This is a genomic window from Vibrio sp. Vb1166 (genome assembly GCF_033338695.1).
Lineage (GTDB): Bacteria > Pseudomonadota > Gammaproteobacteria > Enterobacterales > Vibrionaceae > Vibrio > Vibrio alginolyticus.
On the sequence record NZ_JAWOTE010000010.1, the window covers coordinates 1 to 18,608 of the forward strand.

22 protein-coding genes and 2 tRNA genes are annotated in these 18,608 nt (G+C 45.4%); 5 read left to right on the top strand and 19 right to left on the bottom strand.

Annotation, left to right across the window (positions count from 1 at the left end; genetic code table 11):
• From R7E51_RS11925 to mutY, 5 genes are all read right to left on the bottom strand, one after another.
• Positions 1-76 (bottom strand) — tRNA-Thr (locus tag R7E51_RS11925).
• A gap of 66 nt (positions 77-142) precedes the next feature.
• Positions 143-218: transfer RNA gene (locus tag R7E51_RS11930), tRNA-Phe, on the bottom strand.
• Between the two features lie 100 nt (positions 219-318).
• Positions 319-1,458, bottom strand: coding sequence for a membrane-bound lytic murein transglycosylase MltC (mltC, locus tag R7E51_RS11935; RefSeq protein WP_005381001.1), 1,140 nt, complete (start codon positions 1,456-1,458; stop codon positions 319-321).
• A gap of 77 nt (positions 1,459-1,535) precedes the next feature.
• On the bottom strand, positions 1,536-1,808 hold the full coding sequence (locus R7E51_RS11940; RefSeq protein WP_005381002.1) for an oxidative damage protection protein: 273 nt from the start codon (positions 1,806-1,808) through the stop codon (positions 1,536-1,538).
• Positions 1,809-1,827: 19 nt separating this feature from the next.
• A complete protein-coding gene (mutY, locus tag R7E51_RS11945) occupies positions 1,828-2,904 on the bottom strand; it encodes an A/G-specific adenine glycosylase (protein ID WP_206958371.1) in 1,077 nt (358 codons plus the stop codon).
• Between the two features lie 203 nt (positions 2,905-3,107).
• Between mutY and trmB the strand changes: the two genes are divergently transcribed.
• From trmB to glsB, 3 genes are all read left to right on the top strand, one after another.
• Positions 3,108-3,827 (top strand): tRNA (guanosine(46)-N7)-methyltransferase TrmB, encoded by a 720-nt coding sequence (gene trmB, locus R7E51_RS11950; protein ID WP_005384506.1) that lies wholly within the window; start codon positions 3,108-3,110, stop codon positions 3,825-3,827.
• Between the two features lie 17 nt (positions 3,828-3,844).
• Positions 3,845-4,873, top strand: coding sequence for a TRM11 family SAM-dependent methyltransferase (locus R7E51_RS11955; protein ID WP_053304146.1), 1,029 nt, complete (start codon positions 3,845-3,847; stop codon positions 4,871-4,873).
• A gap of 98 nt (positions 4,874-4,971) precedes the next feature.
• Positions 4,972-5,892, top strand: a complete 921-nt coding sequence (gene glsB, locus R7E51_RS11960; RefSeq protein ID WP_206958369.1) for a glutaminase B — start codon at positions 4,972-4,974, stop codon at positions 5,890-5,892.
• Positions 5,893-5,984: 92 nt separating this feature from the next.
• Here the strand turns inward: glsB and hemW are convergent, their stop codons facing one another.
• The 7 genes from hemW to R7E51_RS11995 all read right to left on the bottom strand — a co-directional run bounded on the left by hemW (position 5,985) and on the right by R7E51_RS11995 (position 11,041).
• Positions 5,985-7,163: a radical SAM family heme chaperone HemW gene (hemW, locus tag R7E51_RS11965; RefSeq protein ID WP_206958367.1), complete on the bottom strand. Its 1,179-nt coding sequence runs from the start codon at positions 7,161-7,163 to the stop codon at positions 5,985-5,987.
• A gap of 18 nt (positions 7,164-7,181) precedes the next feature.
• Positions 7,182-7,784 carry an XTP/dITP diphosphatase gene (locus R7E51_RS11970; protein WP_005381009.1) on the bottom strand — a complete coding sequence of 201 codons (603 nt, stop codon included), beginning with the start codon at positions 7,782-7,784 and terminating at the stop codon, positions 7,182-7,184.
• Between the two features lie 118 nt (positions 7,785-7,902).
• The gene (locus tag R7E51_RS11975) at positions 7,903-8,334 is read right to left on the bottom strand and encodes a DUF4426 domain-containing protein (RefSeq protein ID WP_005381010.1); all 432 of its coding nucleotides are present in this window, start codon (positions 8,332-8,334) and stop codon (positions 7,903-7,905) included.
• A 127-nt stretch (positions 8,335-8,461) separates the two neighbouring features.
• Positions 8,462-8,752 carry a DUF167 family protein YggU gene (yggU, locus tag R7E51_RS11980; RefSeq protein WP_005393980.1) on the bottom strand — a complete coding sequence of 97 codons (291 nt, stop codon included), beginning with the start codon at positions 8,750-8,752 and terminating at the stop codon, positions 8,462-8,464.
• On the bottom strand, positions 8,752-9,309 hold the full coding sequence (locus tag R7E51_RS11985; protein WP_005381012.1) for a YggT family protein: 558 nt from the start codon (positions 9,307-9,309) through the stop codon (positions 8,752-8,754). Before R7E51_RS11985 ends, yggU begins: the two co-directional genes overlap by 1 nt.
• 52 nt (positions 9,310-9,361) lie before the next feature.
• A complete protein-coding gene (gene proC, locus R7E51_RS11990) occupies positions 9,362-10,180 on the bottom strand; it encodes a pyrroline-5-carboxylate reductase (protein WP_169628502.1) in 819 nt (272 codons plus the stop codon).
• A gap of 159 nt (positions 10,181-10,339) precedes the next feature.
• Positions 10,340-11,041, bottom strand: a complete 702-nt coding sequence (locus tag R7E51_RS11995; protein WP_206958365.1) for a YggS family pyridoxal phosphate-dependent enzyme — start codon at positions 11,039-11,041, stop codon at positions 10,340-10,342.
• Positions 11,042-11,069: 28 nt separating this feature from the next.
• Between R7E51_RS11995 and R7E51_RS12000 the strand changes: the two genes are divergently transcribed.
• Positions 11,070-12,110 carry a type IV pilus twitching motility protein PilT gene (locus tag R7E51_RS12000; RefSeq protein WP_005381015.1) on the top strand — a complete coding sequence of 347 codons (1,041 nt, stop codon included), beginning with the start codon at positions 11,070-11,072 and terminating at the stop codon, positions 12,108-12,110.
• Positions 12,111-12,140: 30 nt separating this feature from the next.
• Positions 12,141-13,247, top strand: coding sequence for a PilT/PilU family type 4a pilus ATPase (locus R7E51_RS12005; protein ID WP_005381016.1), 1,107 nt, complete (start codon positions 12,141-12,143; stop codon positions 13,245-13,247).
• A 62-nt stretch (positions 13,248-13,309) separates the two neighbouring features.
• On the opposite strand, the gene ruvX is transcribed toward R7E51_RS12005, so the two are convergent.
• The 7 genes from ruvX to R7E51_RS12040 all read right to left on the bottom strand — a co-directional run bounded on the left by ruvX (position 13,310) and on the right by R7E51_RS12040 (position 18,479).
• Positions 13,310-13,735, bottom strand: coding sequence for a Holliday junction resolvase RuvX (gene ruvX / locus R7E51_RS12010; RefSeq protein ID WP_005381017.1), 426 nt, complete (start codon positions 13,733-13,735; stop codon positions 13,310-13,312).
• Between the two features lie 35 nt (positions 13,736-13,770).
• Complete coding sequence (locus R7E51_RS12015) at positions 13,771-14,334, bottom strand: YqgE/AlgH family protein (RefSeq protein WP_005381020.1); 564 nt, start codon at positions 14,332-14,334, stop codon at positions 13,771-13,773.
• 127 nt (positions 14,335-14,461) lie between these two features.
• The gene (gene gshB / locus R7E51_RS12020; RefSeq protein ID WP_005381021.1) at positions 14,462-15,412 is read right to left on the bottom strand and encodes a glutathione synthase; all 951 of its coding nucleotides are present in this window, start codon (positions 15,410-15,412) and stop codon (positions 14,462-14,464) included.
• A 13-nt stretch (positions 15,413-15,425) separates the two neighbouring features.
• Positions 15,426-16,157, bottom strand: a complete 732-nt coding sequence (gene rsmE / locus R7E51_RS12025) for a 16S rRNA (uracil(1498)-N(3))-methyltransferase (RefSeq protein WP_025768830.1) — start codon at positions 16,155-16,157, stop codon at positions 15,426-15,428.
• A gap of 113 nt (positions 16,158-16,270) precedes the next feature.
• Complete coding sequence (gene endA / locus R7E51_RS12030; protein ID WP_170897433.1) at positions 16,271-16,966, bottom strand: deoxyribonuclease I; 696 nt, start codon at positions 16,964-16,966, stop codon at positions 16,271-16,273.
• A gap of 150 nt (positions 16,967-17,116) precedes the next feature.
• Positions 17,117-17,614 carry a SprT family zinc-dependent metalloprotease gene (locus tag R7E51_RS12035; protein WP_054577166.1) on the bottom strand — a complete coding sequence of 166 codons (498 nt, stop codon included), beginning with the start codon at positions 17,612-17,614 and terminating at the stop codon, positions 17,117-17,119.
• A gap of 67 nt (positions 17,615-17,681) precedes the next feature.
• Positions 17,682-18,479 carry a DUF2189 domain-containing protein gene (locus tag R7E51_RS12040; protein ID WP_005381026.1) on the bottom strand — a complete coding sequence of 266 codons (798 nt, stop codon included), beginning with the start codon at positions 18,477-18,479 and terminating at the stop codon, positions 17,682-17,684.
• Positions 18,480-18,608: the final 129 nt, after the last annotated feature.

An 18,608-nucleotide genomic window follows, 5' to 3' on the forward strand; every position in this document is an offset into this window, starting at 1 on the left:
TGGTGCCGACTACCGGAATCGAACTGGTGACCTACTGATTACAAGTCAGTTGCTCTACCTACTGAGCTAAGTCGGCACACTTTATTCTTTGTGCTTTTGTCCGTGTTATAACATTTCGTTAAGACACCAACAAATCAAATTGTGGTGCCCGGAGGCGGAATCGAACCACCGACACGAGGATTTTCAATCCTCTGCTCTACCGACTGAGCTATCCGGGCAACGGAGCGCTATTAAACGGATTTTCCCGCGTTGCGTCAACCACTTTTTTTAAATAATTTCAAAAAAGTGGTTGTTCGAACGCTTTTTATTCAACTATCACTACAAAGTTTGCTTCGAGTTAAATTCCTTTTTGAAATTTGTAACTTTTTCTAGGTAGCGACGCGCTTCTGCGTTCGGGTGTTTCTTGGTTAACGCCCAATAAACTTGGTTGGGTTGCAATGAATTAAGATCTTGCATTGCGCGTTTGCGATCACTGCGATGAAATGTGTTTAAAACTCCTCCAGTACCGCCATTGTAAGCTGAAATCATGCTGTACTCGAGAGAGGTAGGGTGGCGGACTTCTCTTAAATAACGATTTTTTAAGATATAGAAATACGCAGTACCAGTATCTATGTTGTTTTCTGGATTAAACAAATATTCAGGGCTTGGTTGGCCTGAGCGCTTTTTCACGAGTTTGAACACATCTCGTCCCGCGGTTTTAGGTACAACTTGCATTAGGCCATATGCATTTGCCCAACTTACCGCGTATGGGTTGAAACTGCTCTCGGTTTTAATAATGGCGTATATCAAGTCTTCTGGAATGTCGTATTTCTTGGAAGCTCGACGCACGATATCGGCGTATTGGTAGCTGCGTGTTGAAAAGTGGTCTTCAACCATGGGAATTTCGACATAATACGCTTTCTTGAAATCTACATTTTTGGTTTTTATTTTATTTGCGATGAGGTATTCCGCAAATCGGTTTGCCCGCCAAGACCATTGAATTGGCTTATTGTCTTGGTCGACAACTTGTTTATACAGGAATGGTTGCCCCTCTAACGTGATACCTTTAGAGGAGAATAAGTCGACGTGCGCGGGATCGTCTGGTGTTAATAAGGTGGTGACAATCGCGTCTTTTAGGTGTTTTTGGGGCTCGGTCGGTGATACGGTCTCTATCGTGATCACGCCTTTGCGAAAGTCGACCTCGGCGCGGCTAAGGTAGTTATCGATGTACTTAACGTAATTACTCTTGCCAGCGTACTTGATCTCTTTTTTACCCCAGCGCTTTTGAATATTGCCTGAAAAGCTATTGATTAAGGCATCTAGCGCCGCAGTATCTTTTTCAAATTGTCCTGGTAGCTCAGCTAAGTTATTGGCAAAACGGTTTGTTGGCTCGTAGTTGACGTCATAAATCTTTTCGACGAATTCACGGCTACAGCCTGCCATTAAAAGTGCGGCAGCGATAAAGACAATTTTTTTCATAAGTATCAGAGTTATTGAAGGTAATAGAAAAATGACACCACAAATGGTTGTGATGTCATTGTTTAACTCAAGCGACTTTATTCGCTCGGCGGTGTGTAACCTTCGATATGAACGTCTTTTCCTTCAAAGAGGAAATTTACCATTTCTGTTTCGATCAGTTTGCGGTGTTCTGGATCCATCATGTTGAGTTTCTTCTCGTTGATCAACATGGTTTGTTTGTGTTGCCACTGAGCCCACGCTTCTTTCGAGATGTTGTCGAAAATGCGTTTACCTAGTTCACCAGGGTAAAGTTGAAAGTCTAGACCTTCGCCTTCTTTCTTTAGTCGAGCACAAAATACAGTGCGGCTCATAATGACTCCTTGTATTCAATTAACGAAGTTCGTGGGGTAGCGTTTCCAGCAATAGTTTTACTGGCGCGGCTAAACCGACTTCTTCAGGTTTAGATAAGTTATACCAAAGACCTTTGTTGCCTTCCATTATCACGTCCGGTTGCTTTGATAAATCAATCAAAATTGGCGTGATATCTAGGTGGTAATGGCTGAATGTATGACGAAAGGTAATCAGTGTTTGCTTCTGTTTGATATTGCTGGCTTGAATGCCGCGTTGATCCAGTAGCAATTCAATGTCGCTTTCTGCATCCACATGTTCGGTTTGTGGGAAGCAGAATAAGCCACCCCAAATGCCTGTTTGTGGTCTTTGCTCTAACCACACCTCATGACCATTTTCGGTGTTGTGGTGAAGCATCACGAAACGAGTTTGCTTGATTGGTTTATCTTTCTTCGGTTTTTTGCCCGGGTAGTCGAGCACATTACCTTGTTGTTTTGCCACACACAGGTCAGCAACAGGGCAGAGGCTACATTTGGGTTTGCTGCGAGTGCAGACCATTGCGCCCATGTCCATCATTGCCTGGTTATACTTATCTACATCCGTTTGTGGGGTATGCGTTTCGGCAATTTCCCACAGCTGGTTTTCAACCTTTTTTTGTCCTGGCCATCCTGCAACTGCGAAACAGCGGGATAGGGTGCGCTTCACGTTACCATCAAGAATCGCGTGTGGTTGTTTATACACAGACGATAAAATGGCGGCAGCAGTAGAGCGACCAATCCCCGGTAGGGCGTTCATTTTATCTATATCAAGAGGAAACTCACCATTGTATGTAGAGGCGACCTCTTGTGCTGCTTTGTGAAGGTTACGGGCTCGGGCGTAATACCCTAAGCCAGTCCAAAGGTGTAGGACTTCATCTTGCTCAGCATTGGCAAGATCGATTACGGTTGGAAAGCGCTCCAAGAAACGTTGGTAATACGGAATAACCGTAGTGACCTGAGTTTGCTGAAGCATAATTTCAGACAACCAGACACTGTATGCGGTCTTATTTTGTTGCCACGGAAGATCTTTTCTTCCATATGCGTCATACCATTCTAGGATGGCACTGGCGAAAGGTGTCACGACTTGCTCTGTATTCTATTATTGGTTAGGTGCAAAATTGCACCACATAATGGGCAAGAAGTACAACGGATAAACTGTAGGGATATAAAGAGGTGTTTCGTTGCTTTTGGGTTGCCATAGACCAAGAGCTCAACAAATACTTGCACCTAAGTAAATTCTTTGGATAATCCCCGCTTTGATTAATCAATGTGCAGGCAAAATCAATGAGTGAAGTAACCACTAACGAATACAACGAAGACGGAAAGCTGATCCGCAAAATCCGCAGCTTTGTACGCCGTGAAGGGCGTTTGACTAAAGGTCAAGAGAGCGCGATGAATGAATGCTGGCCTACGATGGGTATTGACTTCAAAGCTGAACTTCTCGATTGGAAAGAGGTGTTTGGCAACGATAACCCAGTAGTGCTTGAGATCGGTTTTGGTATGGGTGCTTCATTGGTTGAAATGGCAAAGAACGCGCCAGAGAAAAACTTCATCGGTATCGAAGTTCATAGCCCAGGCGTTGGTGCTTGTCTTGCCGATGCTCGCGAAGCGGGAATTACTAACCTGCGTGTAATGTGTCACGATGCGGTAGAAGTATTCGAACACATGATCCCAAATGGCAGCTTATCGACACTGCAATTGTTCTTCCCAGACCCTTGGCATAAGAAGCGTCACCACAAGCGTCGTATTGTTCAATTAGGTTTTGCGGAAATGGTGCGTGAGAAGCTTATCCCTAATGAAGGTATTTTCCACATGGCGACCGACTGGGAAAACTACGCAGAGCACATGATTGAAGTGATGAACCAAGCGCCAGGTTTCGAAAACATTGCTAAAGATGGTGATTTCGTTCCTCGTCCAGACGATCGCCCGCTAACGAAGTTTGAAGCTCGTGGTCACCGTCTTGGTCACGGTGTTTGGGATATCAAATATAAGCGTATTGCGTAACCAGAGGAGTTCATGGGATGTACCATTACGCGATATTAGCGAATCCGGGTCATAACCGAATTTACTTTGATAGCGCAATGACCATTGCCTGTTCTGAGCTAAAAGCAATTTTAGCTTCACAAGGCGTGGATGTGACAGAAATTGGTAGTAAAGACGTTGGCTTACCTGCTGCGTTGGTGTTTTCTTGTCAGGAAGCGCTAACCGATGAGCAGGCGCGAAGAATCGCAGCCTCTTCGATTTACTATGCGCTATTTGAAGTGCGCGAAGATGGTTTACTTCGACCAGTTCAATCGCCCGTATTTAACACTTTCCCGGAAAGTATGAGCCAGATTTTGCGCTACACCGGGAAAACAAACGAGCAGTTTACCCGTTTGATGGTGAATATCGGCATTAGTGCGTCCAATACGGGAAGTGAACAACTGACCTTAATGGATCCAATGTGTGGTAAAGGTACAACCTTATTTGAAGGCTTGATCCATGGTTTGAACGTGGTAGGGGTTGAGATCAACGCCAAGTGGGTGCAAGAGATCCAGACCTTTATTGTTAAGTTCATGAAGAATGGCCGCTTTAAGCACAAAGTGAGCAAAGAAAAGCGCACTGCGGGTGGCAAGAAAGTGGCGGATGGTTTCGTGGTTGAAGCTGCAGCAAATAAAGAAGATTACAACCAAGGCAATCTTCAGTTTATGAAGCTGTATTCGGCTGATACTCGTATCGCTGATCAAGTCGTGAAAAAGAACTCAGTTGATGTGATGGTGTCTGATCTGCCTTATGGCGTGCAGCACGGCAGCAAAAATGCCAAGGACAGCAAACTGAACCGCAGCCCACTAGAGCTTTTAAAAGAGGCTCTGCCTGCATGGAAAGTGGTATTGAAAAAGCAAGGTTCAGTGGTGTTGTCTTTCAATGAATTCACATTGAAATGGAAAGATGTCGCGGCATTATTTGAAGAGCAAGGTTGGAAGGTACTTTCAGAAGAGCCTTACATCGGTTATCTTCACCGTGTTGATCAATCTATCAACCGCAATATTATTGTGGCAGTAAAACCATAATCGACTTGAGTCGAACGAACCCTATGGAAAAGCCAACGACACGTTGGCTTTTTTTACCTCTGAGCTCAACGAGTTCTCTTGTAAATAGAAGGTAGAGAATGAAACCGACAGTGGAAATTTTGACAGATATTTTGGCGGAAGTACGCCCTTTAATCGGCCAAGGTAAAGTGGCTGATTATATTCCTGCTCTGGCAAAAGTACCCAGCAACAAGTTAGGTATTGCGGTATACACCAACGAAGGTGAGGTTATTAAGGCGGGTGATGCCGATGAACCTTTCTCTATCCAATCTATTTCAAAAGCATTGAGCTTGACGTTAGCGATGTGCTTGTACAAGCAAGAAGAAATTTGGTCTCGAGTGGGAAAAGAGCCTTCGGGGCAGGCATTTAATTCGCTAATCCAGCTAGAAATGGAGCAAGGTATTCCTCGTAATCCATTTATAAATGCTGGAGCGATAATAGTGGCGGATTTGTTACAAACTCGCTTATCTGCGCCTCGTCAGCGCCTGTTGGAGTTTGTGCGTCAGCTTTCTGGTGATACCCATATTGTGTATGACAAAGTCGTTGCGGCATCCGAAATGATGCATGGTGACCGTAATGCGGCGATTGCATATCTCATGCGTTCGTTTGGCAACTTCGAAAATGAAGTGATTCCAGTACTACAAAACTACTTCCACGCTTGTGCGCTGAAGATGAGTTGCGTCGATTTGGCTAAAACGTTTAGCTATTTAGCAAACAAGGGCACATCGGTACAAACGGGTAAGCCTGTAGTTTCTCCTGTGCAAACCAAACAACTTAATGCACTGTTAGCAACGTGTGGCTTGTATGATGGCGCGGGCGAGTTTGCTTATCGCGTTGGTATGCCTGGTAAGTCTGGTGTTGGTGGTGGCATTATTGCGGTAGTACCTGGTGAAATGACCATTTCAGTATGGTCTCCAGAGCTTGATCCTTCAGGTAACTCGCTTGCTGGTACTAAGGCGCTTGAGCTGCTCTCAGAGCGAATTGGCCGTTCAATTTTCTAATGTTGGAAATGTGTCAACCTTATTTAGGACGGCACACAGTTTCTAAATAAAAAGCCTCTCAATTGAGAGGCTTTTTTTGTTTTGGGGTTGCGTTACTCTTCGCTTTCTTCGGCCATAAAGGCTTCGAGCAAATCATTAAGGAAGAGCTTCCCTTTTTCAGTAATTTGCCAGTGGGTAGGCGTTTCACTCAGGTAGCCCATTTCTATCGCCCAGTTGATGGTTTCTTGAATCGTACTGAGCGGTAAGCCCGTGGTGTCTACATAATCTTGCTTCGGACAGGCTTCGATTAAGCGGAATCGGTTCATAAAGAACTCGAATGGACGATCTTCATCCGCGACGACATGTTCTGTATGCAGATAAGGTTTGACCATATTTTGATAAGCCGCTAAATAGCCTCGCGGGTGTTTTACCTTTGTCGTTCGAATAATACGTCCGTCGGTAAAACTGAGTTTGCCATGAGAGCCACAACCGATACCAAGGTAATCACCAAAGCGCCAGTAGTTGAGGTTGTGCTGACACTGATAGCCCGGCTTACTGTAACCGGAGATTTCATACTGCACATAACCCGCAGCTGCAAGTTTTTGGTGTCCGAGCTCGAAAATATCCCACAAGTCATCATCGTCAGGTAGCGTTGGTGGCTTGTAGTAAAACATGGTGTTTGGTTCGATGGTCAGCTGATACCAAGACAAGTGCGGCGGTGCCAACTCAATCGCTTTGTCCAAATCTGCCAAGGCTTGTTCGATGCTTTGATCAGGTAAGCCGTGCATGAGATCGAGGTTAAAGCTGTTCAAACCGATTTGGTGCGCCAGCTTAGCAGCATTGACGGCTTCGTCTTGGCCGTGAATGCGCCCCAAACGCTCAAGCTTCTGCTGCTCAAAGCTTTGCACGCCGATAGAGATACGCGTTACCCCGGCTTTACGGTAGCCAACAAAACGCTCTGCTTCGATGGTGCCTGGGTTCGCTTCCATGGTAATTTCGATTTCAGGCTTGAACGGAATACGCGCTTCAATGCCCTTAAGTAGACGCTCGATACCTTCTGCCGAAATCAAACTCGGCGTACCACCACCAATGAAGATTGAATGCAGTGAACGTGGCGCTTCGTTAAGGCGGTATTTCTCAATGTCGGTATCCAAGTCTTCAAGAAGGGCATTGATGTACTCTTCTTCTGGGATCTCGGCTTTAAGCGCGTGAGAGTTAAAGTCGCAATAAGGGCACTTTTGTACACACCACGGGATGTGTACATACAAGCTCAGTGCTGGGGGCGTTAACATGGTCTAATTCGCTCGTGATTACTGAGACACTTGCTCAGACAGTTGAGCAAACAACGACTTGAGCGCTTTACCGCGGTGAGACAGTTGTTTCTTACGTGCAGGTTCAAGTTCGGCTGACGCACAGTTGTCTTCAGGAACAAAGAAGATTGGGTCGTAGCCAAAGCCATTTTCACCGTGTGCTTCAGTTAGAATTCGGCCTTCCCATTTACCGTGACAGACGATAGGCGTTGGGTCGTTCTCGTGACGCATGAGGACTAATACGCAGTGGAAACGTGCTGTACGCTCTGCTTCTGGTACGCCTTCCATTGCCGCTAGCAATTTTTCTAGATTCTCTTGATCAGATGCGCTCTCGCCTGCGTAACGTGCAGAGTAAATGCCCGGAGCGCCTTTTAAGAAATCGACTTCTAATCCAGAGTCGTCTGCAATGGCAGGAAGCCCTGTTTCTTGTGCGGCATGGCGAGCTTTAATGATTGCGTTTTCAATGAAAGTTGTACCCGTTTCAGCTACTTCCGATACATTGAATTCACTTTGCGCTAATACTTCAAAGCCGAAGTCAGACAACAAATCTGCCATTTCACGAACTTTGCCTTGGTTACCAGTTGCTAGCACAATTTTTTTCATGGGAATCTCTTTTAATAGTGATAGAGGAGAACAAATCGTTCTCCTCTAGATATTCTTTAACTAATAAGTGGTTTTTAGCCTGCTTAGATCCAAAAGCTTTTGGAGCATCACAACCCAATTACTCTTCAACATAAAACTTCTGGGTGAATTTAAGCTTACCTGAGCCTTTGTTTCCAGCTTTTACGTCAATATCGAAAGTAAAAGTTTCTTCGTGGGTAATTGGCAGTTCGGCTAAATAGTATATCGCATTGCCTTCTTTGACTTCACGAAAGGTCAAGGTCTGAGTTTGGCCGATAAGGTTCTTCGCGCGTCCAGCAATTTTTGCTTCTAATGCTGGCTTACCCAATGAAGCTCTATCTAACACGCTAATATTAACCACAGCGAGGTATCCATTACGTTTGATATCGTAGCTACGTGCGACTTTGGGTGTTAGGAATGTTGAGTTAAACGCGACATAGTGTACTTCGATATCTTTCATATTTTTAAACTGATCGGCGAAGCTTGGTAACGACAACAGGCTAATCAGTAATGCGGTAATCCATTTGCTCATTGTTACTTCCTCAAAGCACTTGTTATAAAACAACCATAGCTGCAATTTTACCTTGGTCAGGGGGTAAAAATGCGTACTCAGTCGTTGGTATTAGTAAGTGTGGTACAAAATCGTAAATAAAAAGCCATCATAAGATGGCTTTAATTTCTGTCGGTATCTGGGTAGGCGATTCTATCCGAATTTGTTTGTGCCGTCCTAATTCACCTTTTTCTATGTGAACCAAGCCCTTAGCGATTTTAAACTGCTTGGCTAAGAACTTAGTTAGGTGTGCATTAGCTTTGCCATCGACAGGTGGAGCAGTAATGGCGATTTTTAGCTCTTCACCATGCAAGCCAACGATTTTATCGCGGCTAGCTTTAGGTTGAATATAGAGCTTCAGGATGATGTCCTCACCATCTTGCCAAACTGCAGCTGACATTATAGCTGGAACCAAATTGGACCAATGATATCGCCCATTAAGAAGTTCGCGAACTGCAAGCCGATAAATAACACCAGTACGCTTAAATCAAGACCACCAATAGCCGGAAGAATACGACGGATTGGAGCGCACATTGGCTCGGTCAGTTGATGGAATACGTACTCGATAGGGCTGCGGCCTTGGCTTACCCAGCTCAAAATTGCACGGATCAATAGTACCCAGAACAATAGGCCACCAGCGGCTTTGATTAATGATAGTAAGCCCAAGAATAAGAAGTCAGCGCTGAAAGAGACGGAACCGTTCGAAGCTATTAGGATAAGCACGACAAATTTAAGCACACACAACACGTAGGCAAACAACACGGTTGCTAGGTCAATATTCCCCACGGAAGGGATAACGCGGCGCAGTGGACCAATGACCGGCTGAGTCGCTTTTACTATAAATTGCGAGAATGGGTTGTAGAAGTCTGCGCGCGCAGCTTGCAACCAAATTCGCAAAATTACGACCATGATGTACAGGTCAAATAGGGTTGAGATGAGAAAACTCATTGAATTCATAAGGTACCCTTAACAAGTGATGGATGATACTAAACGGAGTTCATCCAAATAATTAAAACAGTTTTTCCATTTCTTCCGCGCGAGCCACAGCAGCTTGCATGGCTTTAGCGACAATATCTGAAAGTTGATGTTCGTTGAATGTACGCAGTGCTTCTGCCGTTGTCCCACCTTTCGATGTTACGTTCTCACGCAGGGTCGATAGCTCAGTTTCTGGGTTGCTAACCACCATACTGGCCGCGCCCAGTGCAGCTTGCTGAACCAATAGTCGTGCGGTCTCTTTATCAAAGCCTTGCGCAATCGCTTCTGCTTGCATCGCTTCCATAAACAGGAAGAAGTATGCTGGAGCACTGCCCGCTGCGGCAATCACATTATTGATGCCAGACTCTTGCTCAACCCAGCATACTTTACCGACCGCTTCCATTAACTCTGCGGCAAAAGCTTTGTCGTGCTCGGTTACATGAGTTGGTGCGAATAACCCACTCATACCCAACCCAAGTTGTGATGGCGTATTTGGCATAACACGAACCAAGTTCAATTTGGTGGCTAGCATATCATCCAATCGTGAACAGTTGATGCCTGCGGCAATAGAAATCACCAGTTTATTAGTGAAATCGATCGATTGCAGTGGTTTACAGACATCCGCCATCATTTGCGGTTTTACAGACAATACCACCACATCCGCCTCGGTCGCAGCTTGGATGTTATCGCTGGTGGTACGGATGCCAAAATCTTGTTCTAGCAGAAGGCGACGAGCCTCTGAAGGAGCCGTCGAGGTAATGTTTTGCGCTGGGTATCCGTTAGCAACCAAGCCGGAAACAATGGCTCTCACCATGTTGCCAGCACCAATGAAGGCGATTTTTTTATGTTCCATTTGTCTGATTTCCATCATGATATTTAGAATTTGTTGTGCGCTCAGGTGTATAATGGCGCCGCTGTTACTTACTGCTCCTATTGGCGAGTAAGATGATTGCGCATTTACGCTCTAACGATTGGCGACATAACTTATGTCGCGAGTGAGCGTTTTGTTGATTTAGCTGTAGTCTCGTGCGCCGAAAATAGCGGTTCCAATACGAACCATTGTACTACCAGCTTCGATTGCAGCGGTCATATCACCACTCATTCCCATTGATAATGTATCGATTTCTGGGAACTGTGCTTCGAGTGTTTGCTTCAACGTAGCCAACTTCTGAAATTCATGGAGTTGTGATTCGTAGTCAGACACGTTGGCAGGAATCGACATCAACCCTCTTAAAGTGAGGTTGGGTAGGCGAGAAATCAACTCCGCCAGCTCGAATACTTCCGCTTCAGTGACACCAGACTTAGATGCCTCACCACTGGTGTTAACCTGAATCAGAACTTGTAGCGGTTTAAGTTCGCTTGGACGCTGATCATTCAGGCGTTGAGCAATCTTGGTTCGATCGATGGTGTGAACCCAATCGAAATGTTCGGCAACAAGTCGCGATTTATTCGACTGAATCGGGCCAATGAAGTGCCATTCGATTCGATTATCTGGATAATGCTCGGCAAAGTGCTGAACTTTACTGACGCCCTCTTGGACGTAGTTTTCACCAAAGGAGGTTTGTCCCGCTTGGTAGGCTTCGAGAATTGCCTCGACAGGTTTAGTTTTGCTTACCGCTAGAAGTTGCACTGACTCTGGAGTTCGACCACATTTTTGCTCGTCATATCGAATTTGAGAGGTGATATGTTCAATATTTTGTTGAATACTACTCATAGCTGTACTTTAGACTTAAGGATTTTAAATGGATATCACTGAGTTACTGGATTTTAGTGTAAAACATAATGCCTCGGATCTACATCTTTCTGCAGGTGTCCCACCAATGGTTCGTATTGATGGGGATGTGAGAAAACTAGGTATTCCAGCGTTTACACACCAAGAAGTGCATCGTTTGGTTTTCGAAATCATGAACGATGCCCAACGCAGTGAGTTCGAAGAAAAACTCGAAGTCGATTTCTCTTTTGAGTTGCATAACGTTGGCCGTTTCCGTGTCAACGCTTTCAACCAATCTCGCGGTTGTGCGGCAGTATTCCGTACCATTCCAAGTAGCATTCCAACTCTGGAAGAGCTAGAAGCGCCAGAGATCTTCAAAAAAATTGCGAACGCTGAAAAAGGCTTAGTTCTGGTCACTGGCCCAACAGGTTCAGGTAAATCGACGACCTTAGCAGCCATTGTTGACTACATTAACCGTAATCACAACAAGCACGTACTCACAATTGAAGATCCGATTGAATTTGTTCACAACAACAATAAATGTTTGATCAACCAGCGTGAAGTTCACCGTGACACCCATAGTTTCCAAAATGCTTTGCGTAGTGCATTGCGCGAAGACCCAGACGTTATTCTGGTTGGTGAGATGCGTGACAAAGAAACCATCAGCCTTGCCTTAACGGCGGCAGAAACGGGTCACTTAGTTTTCGGGACGTTGCACACCAGCTCGGCGGCAAAAACCATTGACCGTATTATCGATGTGTTTCCTGGTAGTGATAAAGATATGGTTCGCTCGATGCTATCTGAGTCTCTTCGTTCGGTTATCGCGCAAAAGCTTCTGAAGCGTAATGGTGGTGGACGTATTGCATGCCATGAAATTATGATGGCAACGCCTGCGATTCGTAACTTGATCCGCGAAGACAAAGTCGCGCAGATGTATTCGATCATTCAAACAGGTGCGGCTCACGGCATGCAAACCATGGAGCAAAATGCTCGTCAGTTAATGGCGCAAGGCATGGTTGCTCGTGAAGAGGTCGATAGTAAGATCGGATTAGAAGTGCAGCAATTCTCGTAACGTTCATACAGATAATGGTGAATACGGAAGATGGATCTAGATAAATTTCTCGAAGGCATGCTGGCGCTGAAAGCGTCGGATCTTTACATCACGGTTGGAGCGCCAATTCTATTTCGTGTGGATGGCGAATTGCGTCCGCAAGGGGAAAAACTTACCGAGAGCGATGTGGCTGCATTACTCGACAGCGCTATGGAACCAGATCGGCGTCAGGAATTTCGTAAAAGTCGCGAGTCGAATTTTGCCATTGTGAGAGATTGTGGTCGCTTCCGTGTGAGTGCCTTTTTTCAACGCGAGTTACCAGGCGCAGTGATTCGTCGTATTGAAACTAATATTCCTACTTTTGAGCAGTTAAAGTTACCGTTAGTGTTGCAAGATTTGGCGATAGCTAAGCGTGGTTTGGTGCTGGTGGTCGGTGCTACTGGTTCGGGTAAATCGACCACTATGGCGGCGATGACAGGCTATCGAAACAGTAATAAAACCGGGCACATTTTGACGGTCGAAGATCCGATCGAGTTCGTGCATGAACACAAGCGCTGTATCGTGACTCAACGTGAAGTTGGGTTAGATACGGAAAGCTATGAAGTTGCGCTTAAAAACTCGCTGCGCCAAGCACCAGATATGATTTTGATTGGTGAGATCCGTAGCCGTGAAACAATGGAATACGCGATGACCTTCGCCGAAACGGGTCACCTGTGTATGGCAACGTTGCACGCCAACAATGCAAACCAAGCTTTAGAGCGCATTCTTCACTTGGTACCGAAAGATCAAAAAGAACAATTCTTGTTCGACTTGTCGATGAATCTGAAAGGCGTGGTTGGTCAGCAGCTGATCCGAGATAAAAATGGGCAGGGACGTCATGGTGTATTTGAGATCTTGCTAAATAGCCCACGTGTGTCGGATTTGATTCGTCGCGGAGATTTACATGAGTTGAAGTCAACCATGGCTCGCTCAAATGAGTTTGGTATGCTGACGTTCGATCAATCTCTTTATAAGTTAGTGATGCAAGGTAAGATCAGCGAAGAGGATGCACTACATAGTGCCGACTCGGCAAATGATCTGCGCTTGATGTTGAAAACGCAGCGTGGTGAAGCATTCTCTACGGGCAGTTTGGCGAACGTTAAGATCGATATGGATTAATCCAATCCAGAAACAAAAAAAGGTTGGCAGGAGCCAACCTTTTTTCATTGTGCTTGAAGTGTTTACTCACCCCAAAGGGCTTCAAACCAGCTTTCTAGAATCACCACTGCTGACTGGCAGTCAACATTACCTTTCGATAGGGCTTTGTAGCCGCCCATGCTGAACAACTCCGCACGAGCTTCTGCTGTAGATAAACGCTCATCATGCAGTTCAACTGGCAATCCGTATCGGCCTTGCAGACGCTTAGCAAATTTTCGTGCACGAGGGGTTATGGTCTCAAGGTCTTTACCATGCAGATCGGTCGGTAAACCGACCACTAGCAAATCTGGTTGCCACTCTTTGATTTGCTTTTCGATATCGTCCCAGTTTGGAATACCGTCATTGGCTTTAAAGGCTTTTAATGGGGAAGCTGTACCAGTAATTTCTTGGCCAATAGCGCTACCAATGCTTTTGGTTCCAAAGTCAAAAGCCATAATTGTGCGTGACATAAGGTGTCTCTATCTAATGTAACTGTATATTTGGACTAAGCATGTCCAGAGTCTGCTGAAAGGTGACTTGGGTCGATGCCCAGCTTTTCGACCGCTTTCTTCCAACGCTCGTTGATTGGTGTATTAAAGATAATTTCAGGCGTCGCTTCAATGGTGAGCCAAGAGTTTTCGACCAGCTCACTTTCTAATTGGCCTGCACTCCAACCGGAGTAGCCAAGTGCCACTAAGTAATCACTTGGTTCTGCTTCTGTTCCTAACACCGACAGAATATCACGCGAAGTGGTTACCGCGAGGTCATCGGTCATTTGGACGCTGGACTCGTAGTAATCTTTGGGTTTATGCAAAATAAAACCACGATCTTCCGAGATTGGGCCGCCATTGTAGACTGGTCTATCTAGACTGGCTTCAAATAGGCGCGGGTGTACTGGCTGAACTTCCACCTGCTTGAGCATGTTGCCGACGGTGATATCAACAGGAGCATTGATCATCAGCCCCATAGCGCCGTCTTCGTTGTGCTCACAAACGTAGATCACGCTGTTTTGAAAGTACGGATCTTTCATCCCAGGCATGGCAACCAAAAAGTGATTTGTGAGATTCATACTCATACTGACCCTTAACTCTCGTAAATGCCCTTAAGCAAACATCATACAATTTACATCTAGGTATGTGCATGAGTTTGCTTAAGTTAATGTACTACGCTCTCTATTAACTGTAATACAGTTTGAGTTATTCGCCTTTTACTCGACGCTCAATCGCATCCATCAGCTTGCCTGTGATTGAGATATCAAAAGCTGCTTCAATTTCGCGAATACAGGTTGGGCTGGTGACGTTGATTTCTGTTAGCTTGTCGCCAATTACGTCAAGGCCAACAAAGATAAGGCCTTTTTCTTTCAGTGTCGGAGCAACGGTTTGCGCAATTTTGAGGTCGGTTTCGCTTAGCGGACGAGCTTCACCAGTACCACCAGCGGCTAGGTTGCCGCGCGTTTCGCCTTTAGCAGGAATGCGTGCTAGACAGTAAGGCATAGGTTCGCCATCTACCACTAGGATACGTTTGTCACCGTTGCTGATGTCTGGCACGAAGGTTTGTGCCATTGCGTAGTTTTGACCGTGGTTAGTCAATGTCTCGATGATTACAGAGACGTTTGGATCGTTTTCTTTTACACGGAAGATGGACGCGCCACCCATACCATCAAGCGGTTTCAGGATGACATCACCATGTTTTTCACGAAATTCTTTAATTTTTTCTGCTTTTCGCGTCACGATCGTTGTAGGTGTCAGCTCTGGGAACCATGCTGTAAACAGCTTTTCGTTACAATCACGTAAGCTTTGAGGCTTGTTAACGATCAGTGCACCCTGTTCTTCTGCACGCTCAAGGATGTAAGTCGCGTAGATGTATTCAGTATCAAACGGAGGATCTTTACGCATTAGCACCGCGTCTAGCTCAGACAGTTCGATAGTTTGCTCTGATTTGAACTCGTACCAACCGTTTGGATCTTCTTTTAGTTCTACCACTTTAGTATCTGCAATGGCAACGCCTTGATCGAGATGCAGATCATTCATTTCCATGTAGTGGATTTCATAGCCGCGTCGTTGCGCTTCAAGCATCATGGCAAAGCTAGAGTCTTTTTTGATGTTAATGGACGAGATTGGGTCCATTACGATACCGAGTTTGATCATTATTTTTCTCCGTTTAACCAAGATCGCCGAAACGAACTTGTAAGGCTGTAATTGCTGTCAGAGCCGCTGTTTCGGTACGCAGAACGCGAGGGCCGAGTAGCGTTTCTTCAAATTGGTATTCTCGAGTCATCTCGATTTCTTCAGACGATAAACCGCCTTCAGGACCGATCAGTAGGCGCACTTTTTCAACCGGGGTTGGCAAAGTGTTGATTGAGTATTTAGCACGAGGGTGAAGGTTAAGCTTTAAACCATCGTACTCTTCTTTACACCACTCTTCCAAGCTCATAATTGGACGAATTTCGGGCACGACATTACGCCCACATTGCTCACAGGCACTGATGGCGATTTTCTGCCATTGCGCGAGTTTTTTCTCAAAACGCTTTTGGTCAAGCTTGACGCCACAACGTTCAGAAATCAGAGGAGTGATGGTATTGACGCCAAGTTCAACAGACTTTTGGATGGTGAACTCCATCTTATCGCCACGTGAAATGACTTGACCAAGGTGCAGATCTAAAGGGGATTCAATACTGTTTTCTACGCGCTCGGTGATGTTAACCAAAACTGATTTCTTGCTGACTTCACTGATAACCGCTGGGAACTCTGCGCCACTGCCGTCAAAAAGGAGAACGTCTTGGCCTTCTTTCATGCGCAAAACACGACCGATATGGCCTGCTGCGTCGTCACTTAAAGCAAGTGAGCCAAGTTGATGAATAGTTTCTGGATGATAAATTCGAGGGGTACGCATGAGATTTCCAGCAAGAGAATAAACTTAAACCCTAACATGGATGCTTTGCACCGAAAAAACAAGGGGCAAGAAGCGTTTCAATATCAGTAATTGAAACGCTTCGAGGTCGGAGGTTACAGTGCGCGGCAGGCTTCTTGAACAAATGGGTTGTGATTGCCCTGTACTTTTGCAATGCGCTCGTCACGCTCACATTCCCATTTATCGGCAGGATAGGTTTTGTTCCAAGCACTCATTAATTGCGTTTGCTGCTTCGACAGTTTGAAACCGTACTCTTTGCTCATGTATAGATAGGTACGAGCAATTGAACCACGCGCACGGTCTGGTGGCATGACTTTACGCTGCTTAAAGTTCACTTGCATTTCACAGCGACCATAACTCACGCCATCCATACCGTTCCATTGGCTGAAGTTGTAGTTCGAACGGTCACCGTTTACTTCACCAATAGCAGGAGTTAGGTTGTGCAAGTCTGCTTCCATCAAACGAAAAGTTTTGTCTTTTTTCTTACAGTTTTTACGTCCGCCATCTTGCCAGCATTGACGCTGGTGGCCAAATTGCCACGCAGGAACAACGTGCTCCCATTCGATTCGTGCAGCCCGTTTTTCTTGTTTACGGACTTGGTAACCGCAAGAGGCTAAATCGGGTAAGCCTTTCTTGCCTTGCCATTGAATGTTACAGCCACAGTAAAAGCTTGTTGGGTGGTCTTGATAAATTTTGACCGCCTCACGTTTGGCTGCAGAGAATGAGCTCGGTGGCGCGGCAATCGCAGTGCTAGAAAGCGCGATAAGCAACAGAGAGAATAAGTATTTCATGATAAAAGTCTTTATAAAGTATGACTTTATTCATGATAACACGCATAAAATAGCTTTAGTGATGAGTAAGTTAACAATAGTTGGCGAAGGGAAGGTTTTGATCAACTCGATCTTTATTTTGGGAACGCAATTAACACTATGAGGTAAGGGCTACGATAATTGAATGCCGGTGAAGTTAAGTGGTTGGCGGCATTTTTGACAAGAGTACGTCGCCTCTTTGCGCAGCACTTTATTATGACGGTGAATCGATAGAGGGTAGGTCATACAACCACAACGATACTCAAAGGTTTTACCTTGAACGGATTTTACTTCAAAGCTGTGAGTGGTTTTGGCTGGTACGTTAAATACGGCTTCCATGACGCCTTTCCATTCTTTACCGTGAGGCCTAACTCGCCCGTAAACCTGATAAGTAATCAGGTGTGCTACTTCATGAGGAATGACTTCATCTAAGAATGCTTGGGTGTTTTCGCGAAATAAAACAGGGTTTAGGCGTACTTGATTTAATTGAAGGTAGGCTTTTCCTGCCGCTTTCCCACGGACGTCGAAGGTGATTGTTGGAATCGGGAAAGAACGTTTGAAAGCTTGTTCCGCCATCGCGATACATCCCGCCATCACTTGCTTGGCTTTATAGCTGAGTTCTATATCCACAATTCACCTCGATAAATCAAATAAAAAAGCCCCCGCATTGCGAGGGCCAGATCATAGCATCAGTTAATTATGGTGTGTGTTTTTTCTTGATGGTGGCATGGTAAGCGTGCCATGTACCGTAGCCTAGAATTGGCATGGTAAACAACATTCCGATCCCGTAGGTCGCAAAGCCGATAAGAATACCGCCACAGATGATCGCTGCCCAAACAATCATTGCTGGAATGTTGGATTTCACTGCATTAAAGCTGGTAAATACAGCGGTCATCATGTCTACACGACGCTCCATCATGAGAGGAATAGAAAAGGCTGAAATGCTAAACACCACACAAGCCAAAACAAAGCCAACTAAAGAGCCGATGACAAGGAAGGGTAGGAACTCACTTAAAGGTGCCCCTTGAACAGAAGGGTAGAGTGCATGAAGTAGAGCGGCAATGCGCATCCAAAATATCATACACACTGCGAGTAACACGGCGAACGCCCATTGAGATGTTGAGTTACGACCGATCGCTTTCATTGAATGGAACAAGCTTGCTTTGTGTCCGCGCTCTCTCTCCCAACTGGCATCATACAAGCCCAGCGCGAGAAACGGACCGATTAACATGTAAACAATCAAACTGGGCATGACGACTAAGTGTGTGCCTTGCCACTGTACGAGCAAAACAATGCCTATCGCAGCAGCCATAAAACAGATGCCATAGAAAGCACTAATAAGCGGCATTCGCACGAAATCATGCAGACCTAATGCGAGCCAATGAAAAGGTGCAGAAAGATTGACCGTATTGCACGGTATGGTTCTGGCGTATTCGTTGTCTGGCACTTCCTTTCGTTTGTTGTGGAAGTCCGATGGATTAACAGTTCGAGGCATAACTCCTCCTTGATTTATTCCCACATTATCCGCTTATACCAACTGACAGCGGTTTTTGTTCAGTCAAACTTGAAGCGACTTTTTCAAGTTTACATCTGAGCATTGGCTTAGTTTGGTATCGGCCATAAA